This is a genomic window from Lacimicrobium alkaliphilum (assembly GCF_002591895.1).
GTDB classification, from domain to species: domain Bacteria; phylum Pseudomonadota; class Gammaproteobacteria; order Enterobacterales; family Alteromonadaceae; genus Lacimicrobium; species Lacimicrobium alkaliphilum.
This window is the reverse complement of the sequence record NZ_NISX01000001.1, coordinates 80,606-97,621: the sequence shown is the minus strand read 5'-3', so window position 1 is coordinate 97,621 and position 17,016 is coordinate 80,606. Positions and strand designations below refer to the sequence as shown.

Annotated in this window: 11 protein-coding genes; 6 read left to right on the top strand and 5 right to left on the bottom strand. The window is 49.5% G+C overall.

The genetic code is table 11. The annotated features are described in order from the left end of the window. Positions 1-142 precede the first annotated feature (142 nt). Positions 143-2,758 carry a phosphoenolpyruvate carboxylase gene (gene ppc, locus CDA54_RS00430; protein ID WP_099033030.1) on the top strand — a complete coding sequence of 872 codons (2,616 nt, stop codon included), beginning with the start codon at positions 143-145 and terminating at the stop codon, positions 2,756-2,758. Between the two features lie 546 nt (positions 2,759-3,304). Here the strand turns inward: ppc and CDA54_RS00425 are convergent. Continuing rightward, positions 3,305-5,794 carry a S9 family peptidase gene (locus tag CDA54_RS00425; protein WP_099033029.1) on the bottom strand — a complete coding sequence of 830 codons (2,490 nt, stop codon included), beginning with the start codon at positions 5,792-5,794 and terminating at the stop codon, positions 3,305-3,307. Positions 5,795-5,936: 142 nt separating this feature from the next. On the opposite strand from CDA54_RS00425, the gene CDA54_RS00420 reads away from it, so the two are divergent. Continuing rightward, a complete protein-coding gene (locus tag CDA54_RS00420) occupies positions 5,937-6,485 on the top strand; it encodes a glutathione peroxidase (RefSeq protein ID WP_099033028.1) in 549 nt (182 codons plus the stop codon). A 221-nt stretch (positions 6,486-6,706) separates the two neighbouring features. Here CDA54_RS00420 and CDA54_RS00415 read toward each other — a convergent pair whose 3' ends face one another. Continuing rightward, positions 6,707-7,318 carry an FMN-dependent NADH-azoreductase gene (locus CDA54_RS00415; RefSeq protein ID WP_099033027.1) on the bottom strand — a complete coding sequence of 204 codons (612 nt, stop codon included), beginning with the start codon at positions 7,316-7,318 and terminating at the stop codon, positions 6,707-6,709. A gap of 202 nt (positions 7,319-7,520) precedes the next feature. On the opposite strand from CDA54_RS00415, the gene CDA54_RS00410 reads away from it, so the two are divergent. Next, positions 7,521-10,016, top strand: a complete 2,496-nt coding sequence (locus tag CDA54_RS00410; RefSeq protein ID WP_099033026.1) for a CHRD domain-containing protein — start codon at positions 7,521-7,523, stop codon at positions 10,014-10,016. A 51-nt stretch (positions 10,017-10,067) separates the two neighbouring features. On the opposite strand, the gene CDA54_RS00405 is transcribed toward CDA54_RS00410, so the two are convergent. The 3 genes from CDA54_RS00405 to CDA54_RS00395 form a co-directional block, all read right to left on the bottom strand. Further along, on the bottom strand, positions 10,068-11,792 hold the full coding sequence (locus tag CDA54_RS00405) for a potassium/proton antiporter (protein ID WP_099033025.1): 1,725 nt from the start codon (positions 11,790-11,792) through the stop codon (positions 10,068-10,070). Between the two features lie 62 nt (positions 11,793-11,854). Beyond that, the gene (locus CDA54_RS00400) at positions 11,855-13,093 is read right to left on the bottom strand and encodes a cystathionine gamma-synthase family protein (protein WP_099033024.1); all 1,239 of its coding nucleotides are present in this window, start codon (positions 13,091-13,093) and stop codon (positions 11,855-11,857) included. 74 nt (positions 13,094-13,167) lie between these two features. Then, positions 13,168-13,761 carry a lysophospholipid acyltransferase family protein gene (locus tag CDA54_RS00395; protein WP_099033023.1) on the bottom strand — a complete coding sequence of 198 codons (594 nt, stop codon included), beginning with the start codon at positions 13,759-13,761 and terminating at the stop codon, positions 13,168-13,170. A gap of 194 nt (positions 13,762-13,955) precedes the next feature. On the opposite strand from CDA54_RS00395, the gene CDA54_RS00390 reads away from it, so the two are divergent. Genes CDA54_RS00390 through CDA54_RS00380 form a run of 3 tightly spaced genes read left to right on the top strand, consistent with a single transcriptional unit; the run spans position 13,956 to position 16,968 of the window. Then, positions 13,956-15,227, top strand: a complete 1,272-nt coding sequence (locus CDA54_RS00390) for a S1 family peptidase (RefSeq protein WP_099033022.1) — start codon at positions 13,956-13,958, stop codon at positions 15,225-15,227. Further along, positions 15,218-16,177, top strand: coding sequence for an FHA domain-containing protein (locus CDA54_RS00385; RefSeq protein WP_099033021.1), 960 nt, complete (start codon positions 15,218-15,220; stop codon positions 16,175-16,177). The genes CDA54_RS00390 and CDA54_RS00385 overlap by 10 nt, the downstream gene beginning before the upstream one ends. Beyond that, positions 16,177-16,968 (top strand): NRDE family protein, encoded by a 792-nt coding sequence (locus CDA54_RS00380; protein ID WP_099033020.1) that lies wholly within the window; start codon positions 16,177-16,179, stop codon positions 16,966-16,968. The genes CDA54_RS00385 and CDA54_RS00380 overlap by 1 nt, the downstream gene beginning before the upstream one ends. Positions 16,969-17,016 lie beyond the last annotated feature (48 nt).

The following is a 17,016-nucleotide window of genomic DNA, read 5'->3' as shown; positions in this document are numbered from 1 at the left end:
AAGGTTTGGTGACCCCAAACTCAACAACATCTCACGCCACATAAAGCGTTTTTAGTCCCGCCCTTCAGGAGTCTCTGAAACTCCTATTCTGAGATTATTTGGATATCTTACTGAAAGGGCTACGCCCTAAAGGAGGCAATGCATGACAGAGACGATAGATCATCAGTTGATGGATACGGTACGTCAACTCGGCAGTGTTCTCGGTGAAACCATCGAAGCCCAACTGGGTAAACAGTGGCTTGAGCGAATTGAGAGCATTCGCAAACAAGGCCGAAGCTCAGCGCAAGGTGAAGCATCCGCCACTCAGGCTTTACAGAAGCTGTTTAGTGAGCTTGAAGATGAACAGCTATTAACCGTTGGCCGGGCCTTTGCACAGTTTTTGAACCTGGCCAATATTGCAGAACAGGAATATAACAGTTCACAAGATACCAATGATCCACTGGCAGAGCTGCACCAAAAACTGAATCAGTCAGAAGCACCGGCAACAGATTTCGCCACGGCACTGAAGCAACTTAAAATTGATCTGGTGTTAACGGCCCACCCCACAGAAGTCACCCGCCGAACGCTTATCCATAAATATAGTGAGCTGGCCAATTGCCTGGCCGATATTAACGGTAAAAAACCCGATAAAAATGAGCGTAAAGCACTTCTTGACCGCATTGCTGCCCTGATCAGTCAGGCCTGGCATACAGAGGAAATCCGTTCCGAGCGTCCTACGCCGGTTGACGAAGCACAGTGGGGGTTCTCAGTAATTGAAAATTCCCTCTGGGATGCAGTGCCAGCCTGTCTGCGTGAAATGAACGCCAGTTTCAGACAGCATTTTTCTGAGAGCCTGCCACTGGATGCCTGTCCTATTCGCTTTTCTTCATGGATGGGCGGTGATCGCGATGGCAACCCCTTTGTCACAGCAGACGTGACTGCCAAAGTGCTTTTGCTGGCTCGAAAAACCGCTGCCAGATTGTTTTATCGTGACATCAACAAGCTTCAGGTTGAGCTGTCGATGAGTGATTGTAATGATGCGCTCAGGCACAAAGCCGGTGAACATCGCGAACCCTATCGCTATATATTGCGTCAGCTTCGCGACAGGTTAGAAGCAACCCATGATGGTATTGATGATGTTCTCGACGGCAAGAGAGTTGATCAGTCGAATTGGATCACTCGCCAAAATGAATTGCTCGAACCGCTGATGCTTTGTTATCACTCGTTAACAGAGACGGGTCTGGATATCGTCGCCAACAGTGAATTGCTGGATACTATCCGCCGCGCCCATTGCTTTGGCATTCACCTGCTCAAGCTGGATGTGCGTCAGCACTCCGAGCGCCATAGTCAGGTACTCAGCGAAGTAACACGCTATCTCGGTATCGGAGATTATCTGAGCTGGAGTGAGGAAGACAAACAATCATTCCTGCTCAGAGAGCTGGCCTCCAAACGGCCATTGATGCCACGAAAATGGCAACCGTCTGATGAGGCAAAGGAAGTGTTAGAGACCTGCCAGGTGTTGGCTGAAAACGACCAGCAGGGCTTTGGAATTTATGTGATTTCAATGGCCAGCCAACCCTCAGACATCCTGTGTGTGCAACTGTTGCTCAATGAAGCAGGAATTGACTGGCCAATGCCCGTGGCTCCCCTGTTTGAAACCCTGGAAGATCTCAACAACGCTCCGGATGTAATCGGCAAGTTACTGGATATTGACTGGTATCGTGGCTATATCCAGAGTCAGCAATTTGTCATGATCGGCTACTCAGATTCGGCTAAAGATGCCGGTGCCCTGGCAGCAGGCTGGGCACAATATGAATCACAGGAAAAACTGGTAGCTCTGACTGACGAGATGGGTGTTAACCTGACGTTATTTCATGGCCGCGGTGGCACAATCGGCCGTGGTGGTTTACCAGCCCATGCTGCGATATTGTCTCAGCCACCGGGTTCACTCAAAGGCGGTTTCCGGGTTACCGAGCAGGGCGAAACCATACGTTATAAGTTCGGCATGCCGCCGCTGGCCAAACGCAGCCTTAAGCTCTACGCCAGTGCCATTCTTGAGGGAATGTTACTGCCTCCTCCCGCACCCAAAGATGATTGGCGCGAATTGATTAGAACGATGGCCGCACACGGCAGAGACAATTATCGCCATGTGGTCAGAGATGATCCGGAGTTTGTACCTTATTTCCGTGCAGCTACGCCTGAGGAAGAACTGGGTAAACTGCCACTGGGTAGTCGCCCGTCAAAACGCAAGCCTGATGGCGGTGTAGAGAGCCTGCGCGCGATTCCCTGGATCTTTGCCTGGGCGCAGAATCGCATGGTGCTACCTTCCTGGCTGGGCGTGATGAAAGCTGTGGAAACGGCGATACAAGATGGTAAGCAAGACATGCTGGAGCAAATGATTGAGCACTGGCCGTTTTTTAAAACACGCCTGTCGATGCTGGATATGGTTTTTGCCAAAGCCGACCCACGCATTGCGCTGGAGTATGACAAACGTCTGGTGCCAGAAGAATTGCGTCACTTTGGTAAAGGGCTACGTGACGAACTGGCACATAGCCAGGCATTGCTATTGCAGTTAATGAAGCAGAACAGCTCAATGGAGCAGGATCCTCAGGGCAAGGAATCTATGCAAATCCGTGCTGGTTACCTTGAACCTTTGCATATGCTTCAGGTAGAACTGCTGCATCGTGTTCGCAATCAAAGCGATGCGAATCCCGTGCTGGAGCGGGCCATGATGGTAGCCATAGCGGGTATCGCAGTAGGGATGCGCAACACCGGCTAGGACTAAAAGCGTTCTACCGCAAAGTCGCAGAGAACGCGGAGGTGAAAGTGACCAGAGATAAAAATCTCTGCGGCCTCAGCGTCTCCGCGGTAAATGTACCATCATCAAAGGCACTGGATTCCCGCCAAAAGCATGCGGGAATGACCGCCTGTCATGCCCGAATGTCGATATCGGGCGTGCCCAGCTCCTTTGACAGCACAGTGTTATCTCGCAGAGATACAGGATTGTTGTAGGGGCGAATGCGAATACAGGGATGTATTGTTTTGCGAACCGAAGGATGAAAATTGTTCGTCTGACAACGCGAGTTGGCCGCACAAGTCCAATAAATTGGACCCTTGTATCTACACGATATTGTTCTTCTTTGCGCCCCCCGCGCCTTTGCGAGATCATTCTGCTTTTGCTTGATCTCGCTGAGGCGCAAAGGCGCGAAGATACTAAGCCCTTCTATCCTCCGCGGTTAAATTTCCTTTAAGACCGCGTTCTATAGCTGATAAAAAAGCCCCTGTAACTTGCGCTACAGGGGCTTTTTTATTGATATATACCGGTTTAGTTCAGATTTTCTTCAAATAGCTTATAAATACGACGGTATTCATCAAGCCAGGAACTGGGCTGACGAAAACCATGAGGCTCTACCGGATAAATAGCCGTTTCAAAGTCGGTTTTTTCCAACTCAATCAAACGTTGTACCAACCGCACCACATCCACAAAAAATACATTGTTGTCTACCATGGGTGCATTGATCAGCAAAGGCTTCTGTAATCCTTCGGCATAGTATATGGGGGAACTGCGGGTATAGGCCAGCTCATCCACATTGGGTGTGTTGAGAATATTGCTGGTATAAGGCCTGTTATAATAAGCCCAGTCAGTAACCGGTCGCAGCGCAGCACCACACTGGAACAAGTCCGGTGCGGTAAACAACGCCATAAAGGTCATAAAGCCACCGTAAGAACCACCATAGGTACAAATTTCATTGCCATCGACGTTGGCATTTTGTGTTAACCATTTTACCCCATCCTGCAGATCCTGGGTTTCCGGGGTTCCCATTTGCCGGTAAATAGCGGTGCGCCAGTCGCGGCCGTAGCCCTGAGAGGCACGATAATCCATATCCATGACCACATACCCTTGCTGCACCAGCATACTATGGAACATAAATTCGCGGAAATAGCCTGACCAGCCCAGATGAGAATTCTGCAGGTAACCGGCACCATGATTGAAAACAACTGCCTTTCTGGGTTCACCGGCCTGATAGTCCTCTGGCAGATATACCTTGGAATAAATCGGCTTATCGGTATGGCTTGACGGGACTGGCACAATTTTAGGTGCTGACCAGGGCATAGATTTAAATGCCTCACTCACAGTATCTGTCAGCTTTACCGGTCTGGCACCAATTTCTGCTTTTTGCACATACAGCTCTTCTGGCATAGTCACTGTACCATGGGTAAGTAACAGCTGGGTTTCATCGGGGCTGAGCACATACTGGTTATTGCCACCCATGTCCGTCATGGCTTCGATTTCACCATCTCTGAGATTCACGCGATAGATTTCATAAATCCCCGGGTGTTTGATATTGGCACGGAAGTAAATATGGCTGTCATCCCTGGTCAGTGTCAGGTCGTCCACCTCATAATCACCATAAGTTATCGCCAGCTCTTTAGCACCGGGCGTTTTGGTATAAAGGTGTGCATAGCCAGACTGCTCTGACAGAAAATACAGGGTCTCACTATTATTCAGCCAGCCAAAGCTGTTGAACTTATAGTTGATCCACGCATCATCGTGCAGGCGATGCTCACTCACCAGACGGTTATCGTCAAAGTCCACTGTGGCAATCCAGCGATCTTTGTTATCCCAGGCTTTGAGCATCACTGCTACCTGCTGACCATTGCTATGCCAGTTTATGGCACTCTGTGTCCAGTACCAGTCAGTAATCAGACCAATATCACGAGGTAACCTGTTGGTGGTATAGCTCTCACCTTTTGCCTCGGCATTTTCACGTTTAACCTCAGCCAACACATCTTCGTTGTATCCCGGCAATGACTCATAACCCAGTTTCGCCTGGCTATGATTCTGCAGATCCAGCAACCAAAGCTCCTGACTATGGGGCTTTGCATCCACCACCATACGTCTGACCGATTCGGTTTTTATACGGCCATCTTCGCCGATATAGTTAGGCATGATGTCGTCGTCATCACGCTGCGGTACATCTTCCTGAATCGCAAGGATCAGACGCTGGCCATCTGGTGACAAGCTGGCCTGCACGGTTTCATAGTCCGGGTCGAAATAGAAAGGCTCCGGCACCATGGTGGCATTTCCAGCCTTCAGAGACTGCTTCTTATCAAACTGATGCTTTCTCTCCTGGCGCTTTTTACCCACATATTTAATCAACTCAAGTTGCTTTTTGGCCAGGTAGTCATCCGGCTCCTCAAGTGCCTTGGGGGCTTCACTGAACTTCCAGCTCACCAGTTGCCTGCTGAGCCCGCTATCAGGATCGATAACATGAATACTGTTATTACTCTGATAGGCCAGCCTGCCATCCAGCAAAAACATCGGGTGTTTTTTTGACTGATCTGAACGAGTCAGCTGCATAACCTTGCCGGAGGTCATATCTTTTACATAAAGATTCCCCTCAAACAACCAGGCTACTTTGCTGTAGTCCTGATTAAAAACTCTCTGTTCATTATCAGCCAGATGATACTCAGCCAGATCAACCGGGCTGCCATTGCCTCCTTCGGCAGCACTGGTCTGCCAGATATTACGTACCTCAGAGCCTTGTTGTTTACGCTGATAACGCACAGTCACACTATCCAGTCCCCAATAAGGCGACTCCGGCTGACGACCCAGCCAGTCGGGATCGGCCATAATCTGCTCTAACGTGATCGTGTCACCGGATGCACTATGAGGTTTGGCCGCCTCTACTGTCTTTTTCGGTGCCGAGGCTGTTTCCTGTGTTGCGCTGCTTTGTGGTGTCTGTGTGGCGGCACAGGCGCTAAGGCCTGCACAAATAGTCAGCACCAGTAACGTTTTAGGGCTTTTCAGCATTCTTATTATTCCTCAATTGGCATCAGTAATTCCGCCCATTAAAGCGCAATTTAATTCAGTTGCGCAAATTTGCACTGATCTTTGTTGCACTAACGGGCGTAAAGTCCGAACATACTTTTACCCTAATCTTCAAGGTAGTCCCATGAAAAAACGTTTTATTGCATTGTTTATCAGTTTGGTGGCAGGAACCGCCAGTGCCAATCAGTGCCCTGACCTGCTCAAATATGTAAAGCGCAAACTTAACTCACAGGAAACGGTTAACCTGTGTGAGAGCTTTCAGGGAAAAACCCTGCTTTTCGTCAATACTGCCAGCTACTGCGGCTTTACGGAGCAGTTTGAAGGGCTGGAAAAGTTGTATTCAGACTATAAAGACAAAGGCTTTGTGGTGCTGGGCTTTCCATCTCATGACTTCAATCAGGAGGATGAAGACGAATCCAAAACCGCTGAGCTGTGTGAACTGACCTATGGTGTTCAGTTTCCTATGTTTGAACCCATGCCGGTCAGAGGTGACGATGCAGACCCACTTTATCGCATGCTTGCAGAAAAGTCTGGCACGACACCAAAGTGGAATTTCTATAAATATCTGGTCGATGCCAATGGTGATGTGGTGGAGTCATACACGTCTTTTACCAAACCATTAGATGAAGATTTTATAGAAACTCTGGAGCAGACATTGGCCAGCAATCTGTAGATTGGAATTTATTCCGACAACGGTGTTGAAGTAAACATTGCTGTTGGACTGAAGTCCAACCTACGTCCTTGCCCGCACATCGCCGAAAGTATTCCCGATATTTTCGGCGCACTCTCCTTGAGCGTACATAAAAAAAGCCCCATCGGATGATGGGGCTTAAAGAGCACACTCAACTAGGAACACACTTTCATAAGGGTAAAACCCTTACTCACTGCAAATATTCAGGCAATCTGTTTTTCAATAAGTTCAAAAATTTTATCATTTGCCTGAACAAAACTTTGCTGGGCTGATTCCTCCCCCATGGCGAGGCCCTCGGCGTAGACAAATTCAATGTCGCTCATACCAATAAAACTGAGAACGTCTTTAAGGTATTGACTCTGACTGTCTTTCTCAGTACCGACATACAAACCACCGCGAGCTGCCAATACATAGACCTTTTTACCCTCAATCAGCCCCTGCGGCCCATTTTCTGTATATCTGAATGTGATACCCGCCCTTGCAATCCGGTCAATCCAGGCTTTGAATACAGAAGGTACACCAAAGTTATACATTGGCATGCCAATCACCACAATGTCGCTTTGCTGTATCTCTTCAATAAGCTGGTCAGACACAGCAGCCAATTGCTGTTGTTCTTCGCTGCGCTCGGACTTGTCTGTCATCCAGGCCTGCATTTCCTCACTACTAAGGTGAGGCAGGTTTGCGTCATACAGATCACGCTGAGTCAGTTTAACCTCTGCTTGTTGTTGCAACTGACTGACAAAACTTGCCGTCAGTTGATTAGAATTACCGGCACTGCCATTAAGACTGCTGTTGATTATCAGAACATTTTTCATCGTTTAGACTCCTTGCATATTTTCCTGAACAATTTCTATGATGGAATTTTAATACGATTAAAAAGAATTAAAATCGCAATAAATAGGCAATATCATTCTAATTTTTGAACATATATGCTTTCGCAACCTGTTAAATAAATGTGATCCCTTCCACAATCCCCCCCGTAGTCGCAAAGGCACTAACAACAACGAGGAGATAACTATGAAAGGGATCACGCAACTCTTTGCGATCTCAGGTTTATCGCTGGCGCTTTCTGGCTGCTGGCTCGATAGTGACAGCGACACATTAGAGACTCCCGAGCCAGCCCCCGCTCCACCGCCTGCAGCGGCTGACACTTTTGTACGGGTTACTCATGCGGTTGAAGACGCTCCTGGCGTCAATGTCCTTGCTGAAGATGAAATACTGGCCGGACTGGAGAATGTGGATTATCAGGTTTCATCTCCCTGGATAACCCTTGAAGAAGGCAGTTACTCAGTCCAGGTCGACGCAGTACTACCCGACCAAACCAGCAGCACGGTGATTGGCCCGGTAGATTTGGAACTGGATGGTGACACACGATACGACGTACTTGCTATTGGTAAAGTTGAGACCATCGAACCACTGATTATTGAAAATGCTGTTACCAATGTCACCAGTGGTAGTGCCAGAGTTCAGGTTGTACATGCCGCTCCGGACGCCCCTATGGTTGATATTTATGTCACTGCGCCGGGTGACGACCTGAGTAGTGCACAGGCCCTGGCTACATTATCATTTACAGAATTCACCGGGCAGGCAGAGGTTACCGCTGGTGAGTACCAGATACGCCTCACTCCCGCAGGCACGCAGAATGTTGTTTATGACTCCGGAACTGTAGATCTTGGCGATGGTGCTGATCTGATGATTGCTGCGACGACTAACGTCGGTGCAGGGACATCTCCGGTTACCCTGCTTGCCGCCGATGGTGAAGGTTCGGCTAAAATCTGGGATTCCCAAACCGGTGCAAACTTACGGGTAGTTCATGGTAGCCCGGATTCCCCGGATGTTGATGTGCTGGTCAACAACGCAGAAATGCCAATTCATTATCAGCTCGACGGTTTGAGCTACCCCAATGCTACGGATTACCTGCCGGTACCGGCAACAGATCTGTTGGTAGATGTGGTCGCAGATGCCGACAACAGTATTGTGGCGCTGGATGACATTCCACTCAGCCCGGCTGTAGGAATGAGTTATACCGCCATCGCCACCAATAATCTGGCAGATATTAATCTGGCACTTCTGGCTGATGATAATCGTTCACTGGCCACTGCGGCTAAGGTGCGCCTGATCCATAACGCGCCGACGGCCGGTGACGTGGATATCTATGTGACCGCCACTGACGATATCAGCGACGCTGATCCAAATTTTGCTGATATTCCCTACAATCCTGAAGATCTGGCAAACACCGGATATGTACAACTGGATGCAGGTATCTACTATGTGACCATTACACCGGCGGGCAGCAAAGATGCCGCTATTGGTCCATTGATGGTAGACCTGACAGCGGGTGACGTTATCAGTGCTATCGCAATGGATGCCACAGGCGGTGGATTGCCGCTACAGGCAGTGGTTGTGGATGACAGTGTGCCCGAGCCGGTTATGTTGAATACAACAGAATCTTTCAGCGTTACGCTTAGCGGTGCTCAGGAAGTACCCGCAGTTATGACAGACAGCAGTGCAACCGCCACTGTTTCGCTGGATGAGGAAAACCGTCTTTTTGCAGTCAGTCTGGATGCCTCAGGTATAGAGAACATAACCGGTGCACATGTTCATGCCGGTGATATTGGCATGAATGGCCCGGTAGCATTTCCTCTGACAGCCACTTCTGAGGATACCTATACATTAGACCCGACTAACCTGCTGGATAGCCAGGTCAGTGCGCTGAAAAATGGCCAGTGGTATCTTAATGTGCATACCGACGAAAACCCCAGTGGTGAAGTCAGAGGGCAGATCCTTGCTGAGGGTGTCGCTATGGTCACCTTCCCATTAAGTGGAAGCCAGGAGATCCCTCAGGTGGACTCCATGGCAAGCGGCAGTGGTTATGCAACGGTTAATCTTGAAAGTCTGGCCGTTAAACTGGTGGCAGTTACCTCAGGTGTTGAAGATGCCTCGATGGCTCATATCCATGCCGGTTATGCCGGAGAAAATGGTCCGGTATATGTCACCCTGGAACAGCATCCTGATAACGCGAATGTCTGGATGACCCCAGCCGGTGCAGTAATCGATGAGGCCAATGCAGCGCAACTGCTTGAAGGGGGACATTACGTCAATGTACATACCCCGGCTAATCCTGGTGGTGAACTGCGTGGTCAGATAACACCGGCCAACATTGAAGTCTACGGTGTTGTCGCCAGTGGCGCACAGGAAGTACCAGCGGTGGATACAACCGCCAGTGGTGTCGGGGCGATTACCCTGAATACCAGCACTATGACTATTAAAGCCATTTTGAATCTGAGCGACATTACGCCTAATGCGGGACATATTCACGTCGGCGATACCGGTGAAAATGGTCCTGTGGTAGTGGCACTGGAAAACCCCGAAGCTGGTTTATGGACGCTGGACGCAACACTGGACGCAGATCAGATGGCATTAATGCAGGCCAGTGGCCTTTACACTAACTTCCATACCGATGCTTTCCCGGATGGTGAAATACGTGGTCAGATTACGTTGGGTTTTGAATAATCCCGAGGTCACTGAAGCATAGTAAAACGGCCAGCTTAGCTGGCCGTTTTATTACGCCCCTCTGATACCAAGACTGAGGATCCTGCCTTTATCATCCAGTTCACGCACTGTCAGTATCACCTGCCCTAAGCGCAAGCTGTCGCCGATAACCACACGACGGTGGAATTTCATACCAAAATACTCTGACAAGCTGAGATCGGCAATTTTGTCTGCCAGACTCCCGAGGGGATAAAAGTTATTCACTTCGGTAAGAGTCAGATCACCGTGCAGACTGAAGTCCCCGAAGAACTCACTCTCCTTGAGTTTTCTACCCTCACCACTGGCGGCAAGTACACGGCTGATGCTGTTCATATCTGCGGCTTTTGCCAATACCAACAATGTGTCTCCATCAAGCAAACGACTATTGGGGTCAGGTGGCAACCATATCTGCTCTCGAATCACGCCGGCATAAGCAATATCTGCGCTGAAATTCAGTTCGAACCATTTATGCTCAAAAGCAGGAACATCGGCACTGATGGGAAAAGACATCACCTCAAGGGGATCTTCGCTGGCGATACTTTCCAGAGGCACACATTCCCGGGGATGCGGGGATTCGGGAACTTCCAGCCCCAGCCAACGGGCAATGGGCGCCATCGTCCACCCCTGTACAAAGAGTGAGATCAACACCACAAAAAAAGCCACGTCGAAGTAAAGTTCCTGATCTTCCAGACCAGATAACCAGGGATACAACGCCAGAATAATGGGTACGGCGCCTCGTAGGCCGACCCAACTGATAAACAGTTGTTCACGCCAGGGAAAAGAGAAGGGTAACAGGCACACCAGCACGGCAACAGGGCGGGCAACAAAGATCAGGACCATCGCAACAGATATGGCGAGCGGCGCATGCGCAATCAGGTTAGAGGGGGTAACCAGTAAGCCCAGAATAAGGAACATCAGGATCTGCCCAAGCCAGGTCAGCCCATCCTGCACCTGCAGAATGTGCATCAAATGCGGCAATCTGGCATTACCAATCAGGTAACCCATCAGGTAAACGGCAAGAAATCCGCTGCCGTTGATATGGCTGGTCATGGCAAATACAAAAATAGCACTGGCGGCTGCCAGAATGGGCAGGAAACTGAAGCTTAGGGGCACCCGCCGGGCCAGCAGTACAAAGCCTTTGCCGCCCAGCCAGCCTGCAATCAAACCCACCAGCATCTGCCAGGCCACATCCACCGCTAACGGACCGAGGTTGAGTTCGTCACCTGACACCAGCGCCCCTGTCAGGGCCATGGTCAGAATAACCGCCATGGGATCATTAGTACCGGATTCAATTTCCAGGGTCGACGCAACGCGCTGTTTAAGCACCACCCCACGGGACTGAAAGATACCAAATACCGCCGCTGCATCGGTAGAGCTTAAAATAGCACCAATCAAAAACGCCGTTGGCCAGGGCAAGTCAAAGAAATACACTGCACCTGCAGCGGTCAGCGAACAGGTTAAGGCCACCCCGACCGTAGCCAGACTGATTGCTGGCCAGAGGGCCACCCGGAAACGTTCTTTACGGGTGCGCATACCACCATCAAAGAGGATAATCGCCAGCGCAGCAGAGCCAATAAGAAAGCTGAGTTCCGGGCTGTGAAACTCAATTCCGCCAATGCCCTCTTCTCCTGCCAGCATCCCCATAATCAGAAACACCAGCAGCAGTGGTGCACCAAGGCGATCGGAGAGCACACTGGCGAGAATACTCAACACCAGCAAGGCACCGACAAACAGCAGTATGGTATTAATCTCCGCCATCAGTGCTCCCGTACGTAGCTAAACACAACTCCTCTTAAACCAAGTATGCCTTAATTACCGGACTAAATCGCATCCAATGCCTGTTTAAAGTCATCAACGACATCTTCAATATCTTCAATGCCTACGCTGAAGCGGATCATGTTGTCGCTGATGGCCATCCTGGAACGCTGTTCGGCACCCATCTCATAATAAATAGTATCCGCTACCGGGATCGCAAGGGTACGGGTGTCGCCAAGGTGCGTCGCATTAAGTACCAGTTTGAGCTTATTCAAAAAGGCAAAGCAGTCCAGTCCGGGTTTTAAGTCGACACTGAGAATACCGCCATAGTATTTAAATAACTGGCGTGAGAGCTGATGCTGGGGGTGATCAGACAGCCCCGGGTAGTAGACCTTGTCCACTTTGTCATGGCTGGCCAGAAAAGTGGCCAGTTTCAGTGCATTGTTACAGCATTTTTCCATGCGCAAACCCAGAGTTTCCATTCCCACAGAAATCAGGTGTGCCGAGTCGGGCGTCAGGCACCCTCCCATATCCCGCAGCCCCTTTTTCTTAATCTGAGTGATACCCCACATTTCCACAGGCTGTGATTTGAACGCCGGATTAATGTTGCTGAATTGCTGCCAGTCATACAGCCCGGTGTCAATTACTGCACCGCCGAGCACGTTGCCGTGACCGGCTATATATTTGGTAAGCGAACCCACCAACAGGGAAGCCTTCGCGGCTTTCGCATCAAACAGATAAGCCGGTGTCATAGTATTGTCCACCATATACACCAATTTATGCTGCTCACATAACGTGCCGATGGCCTGCAAATCAGCCACCTGAGTAACAGGGTTTGCAATGGTTTCCAGATACACGGCTTTGGTATTGTCCTGAATCGCTGCTTCCACTTGCTTAACATCGGTAACATCTACCAGCGACACGTCGATTCCCAGACCACGCAGCGTATTGGCAAAGCTGTTGGTGTTACCAAACAAAAACTGACTTAAAATAAGGTGGTCACCCTGACGCAACAAGGTAAGCAAGGTGGTGGTGATCGCCGCCATTCCGGTGGCAAAGGTCAGTGCCGCGACTCCCCCCTCCATTGCTGCAAGCATATTCTGCAGGGCATTGATGGACCCCGAGGACTGTCGGGAATATGCATGGCCGTTCTGACGCCCCTGGAATACATCCACCAGATCTTCAACCTGCTGATACTCAAACAGCACTGAGTTTGTTGTCGCCTGATGCACCGCTCCGTCTTCTGGCTTGTTAAGCAAACGGTCAGCATGTACCAGCCTGGTGGTAAAACCTTTAAAATCCAACGCAATCCCCTTAGTCAATCTTGTAATTATTACGATATGTTGCAGCACCTGAACACAGGGCCTGAAAGCAGCGCTCAGACCTTATCGGGATGCCGGGCAGTGACATCAGCATAAAATGCCCTGATCTTAGCCATTTCTGAGTCCGTATCATCGCCGATTTTCATCAAAGGCCCAAATCCGATAACTTTGCGCTTATAATCAAAATAAATAAGCAGCACGGGAACACCCGAGGCTTTGGCAATATGTAAGAAACCGGTTTTCCAGTGTCTCACCTTCTTACGGGTGCCTTCCGGAGCCACAGCCAGAATGGTGGGCTCAGCGGCAATCCGCTCGCTTACCTGTTGTACAACCCCGTGAGAAGCACTGCGATTCACAGCGATACCGCCCATACGCCGCATCCACCAGCCCAATGGCCCGACAAACAAACTATGTTTTCCTAAAAAAGAGACGTTCAGACGCAGCGCAAATACGGTAGCCAGGCCAATGACAAAATCCCAGTTAGAGGTATGCGGTGCCACACAGCCCACAAAACGGTTTAGATTGGGAAATTCTCCCTCCAGCTTCCATCCCATTAACCGCAGCACGGTAAAGCCCAGCCAACGGCTGAATCGGCCGCCTCTGCGTGGCACGTCAGGTCCCAGGGTCATAATGGCTCGTTTATTACTCATCAACACTGCCCGATAATATCACTCGGGCAAATGATCCGACATGCGCACTGGCTTGTCGAGCTTTAACCGCTCTTACCACGTGCCACGTGCGGGAGGCTGTCTGTGCAAAGAATCAATCAACTCAGAGCGAGCTAATTGTCTAATTGTATGGGTATAAGGCACAATAGGGGCCAATTTGTTGTTACGGTAAACTCATGCACTTATCTGTTGTACTTTCCAGAAGCCTGATTCTGTTTATCACCCTTCTGTGCACTGCCATTCCCTTGCAGTCTCAGGAAAATGCCAGAGAATTATTTGGCCACTATCAGTCGGCGTTGTTTCAGATCCGCATGATTGAAGTGGAATCCGGGAATAAGTCCTCCATCGGTTCTGGTTTTCAGGTCAGTGAAGACGGCCTGATGGTAACCAATTACCATGTTATTGCCGACAAAGTATTCTATCCGGAAAAATATCGTATCGAGTACCTTACCGCCAACGGCGAATCTGGTCTTTTAAGCTTGCAACACATTGATGTGGTGAACGATCTGGCCATGGTGCGTCGTGATACAGCAGGTTCGGATTTTTTACCTGTGGCTAAACATTTGCCCGCTCAGGGAGACGATATTTATTCTCTCGGCAACCCTCATGATCTGGGCATGATTGTTGTTCCCGGCACCTTCAACGGGCTGAAGAAAAACAGTTTTAATCAGAAAATTCATTTTACCGGCTCAATCAACCCCGGAATGAGTGGCGGGCCCACGGTAGATGCGTTGGGCCAGGTGGTGGGCGTGAATGTGGCCACTGCCGGTAATCAGATTGGCTTTTTAGTGCCACTTAATAAACTTACACAATTATTATCCCGCGCTGAAGAACCCGCTCTTGAAGATTTTATGGCGGAAATTGAACAACAGTTGCTGGCTAACCAGAAACGCTTGCTTGAACCTTTCACTGATTCCCCCTGGCCTCTGACGGCACTTGGCAGGGCTGATGTGGCAGGAGAAGTCGTTGATTTCCTGCCGTGCTGGGGCAATTCTAATGCCAATGACAAAGAGGCCCGCTACCTTACTGCACAAAAACGCTGTCGGCTGGATGAGGAAATATACCTGAATAACAAATTGCGCACCGGCAGCCTTGAGCTTGAGTATGAATGGATAAGCTCTGACAAACTCTCTGACAGCGCATTTTATAATCTCTATGAACAGAGCCTGCAATCGGCAGGGCCCGGCAACAATACCGCTAAAGAATTCAGCACCAATTATCAGTGTGAACAACAGCGGGTACACAATCAGCATGGTATGAAGGTACGATTTTTGTTCTGTATTCGCGCCTATAAGGATTTTGACCAGCTCTATGATGTGCTGATGCTTGGAGCCAGTTATGACCAGAAAAACCAGGGACTGCTAAGCCATTTCACCCTCGCTGGCGTATCACGCCCCCTTAGTCTGGCCTTTAGCAAACGCTTTATGGAGACACTGGCATGGCAATAGTGATTGAGAAACTTTCTGCCAATAACAAACAGGTAAAACATTATCAGTTTGACCATGACACTGTCAGTATTGGCCGCGGCTATGAAAATCATATTCGCCTTACCGACCCTTATGTGTGTGCTGAACATGCACTGATTAAGCAGGATCCAGATAGCCATAAGATTGAAGTGGTCGATCTGGGGTCGATTAACGGGCTCAGTGTTAATGGCAGAAAATGTGACAAAGCGGCTGTTAGCAAGAACGATATCGTAACCCTGGGTAAAACACGACTGCGGCTGTTTAACAGTAACAATACTGTGCCTCCGGCAATTAAACTCAGCGCTATCGAAACCAGGCTGGATATCCTGACCCATTGGCGCTTTGCCCTGTTTATGGGCTTTTTATATGCCACCGCGTTAGTGTTTGAAAGTTATCAGCATACCTTTACCGAGTTTGAAATTGGTAAAGCATTGCCAAGCCTGTTCACTGAATTTGTCATGCTGTCGGTCTGGCCATTGCTGTTCGCCTTGCTGTCGAGGTTACAAAAACAGGATGTACGACTCTCCAGTCTGTTCTCCGTTTTATGGCTGATTGCCCTGTTGAGTATGGGGCTGTCAAAGGTAAATCACTGGATTGATTTTAATTTTCCACAACTACCGGGCTGGCCGGTAATTGAACATCTCGGCCTGATGCTGATCTTTGCCTTATTGTTATGGCTTACCTTATTGCTTGCCTTTCATCAGTCGACCGCTAAGCGCAACCGCATCACGCTGGTCTGTTCGGGTATTTTACTGGTGGCGATTATAGGCTGGAACCAGCTTAAGCAAGGCGAATTTTCCCAGCGCCCGGGTTACACCTTCAGCCTGATGCATGAAGAGGCCGCAGTGGGCAACGGTATAGATACTGAAACCTATCTGAAACAATTGCAGGATCTCTACACTGAAGCAGACAAGCGCAGACAAAAACCCTGATGTGTATCCTGTTTATTGCCGTAAACAAAAACCCACACTACCCGCTGGTGATTGCGGCGAACCGGGATGAGTTTTTCGCCCGGCCGACAGCGCAATCAGGGTTTTGGCCGGATTCACCTGAGGTGCTGGCAGGCAAAGATCTTGAAGCCGGTGGAAGCTGGATGGGCGTAACAACCCATGGGCGCATAGCGGCACTGACCAATATTCGCGATCCAAAGCGAATGGTTGCAAATCGCAAAAGCCGCGGCAAGCTGGTACTGGATTATCTAAAACAGGCTGAGCATGCCGCGACTCCCAAAGGTTACCTGCAATGGCTGGAACAGTGCCGGGAAGCGTTCAACGGCTATAACCTGTTGTTTGGCCAATATCGGCCCGGTAGCGGTGTACAACTGAACGTTTATAATAACCACACAAACAGCCATACCACCCTGGATACCGGCATTTACGGCCTTTCCAACGCCGACATAAACAGCCCATGGCCTAAAACCAGCCGTGGTGTACAGGCATTGTCAGCTAATCTGGATAATATACAGCCTGAAGATGAACGACTGTTCAGCATTTTAAAAGATGCTCAGCAAGCTAATGATGCTGATTTGCCTGAAACAGGCATACCCAGAGAATGGGAGAAACAGCTGTCATCGATTTTTATTCGCGGTGAAGACTACGGAACCCGAAGCTCCACCCTGTTGCTGATGGACAATAAGGGCCATCTGCACTGGTCAGAACGTACCTTCAACAACCAGGGTGAAGCCACAAAAACCATTAGTTTTTCCAGCCACTTTGAGCGCTGACAACCCGCCCTGCGGGACGCTCTGAGGCTCGTATTTTAGGGCTACTTG